The 214-nt window shown below is 19.2% G+C and carries 1 protein-coding gene; it reads right to left on the bottom strand.

The window, feature by feature from the left end; translation table 11 throughout:
* Positions 1-18 precede the first annotated feature (18 nt).
* On the bottom strand, positions 19-214 hold a 196-nt coding region (locus tag ACR6JA_RS22325), incomplete at its 5' end, for a hypothetical protein (RefSeq protein WP_494599592.1).

Here is a 214-nt window from a genome sequence, read left to right as displayed (position 1 = left end):
TATTTTAAAATTTTTTCCTTACTGTAGGTTTTTCTTTTTTTTTTGTTTTTGGAAAATTTTTTTTTTCATGTTTTGGGGATTTGGGTTGTATGGTTTTTTTTTTTTTGGGGTATTGTTTTGGGTTTTGGTTTTTTTTTTATTTTTTTTGTTTTTTTTTTTTTTTTTTTTTTTTTTTTTATTTTGTGTGGTGTTGTGTGATTTTTTTTTTTTTTTT

This window comes from Cedecea sp. B1(4), assembly GCF_059414925.1.
The sequence above is the reverse complement of the archived record's forward strand: the minus strand, read 5'-3'. Positions and strand labels throughout refer to the sequence as shown.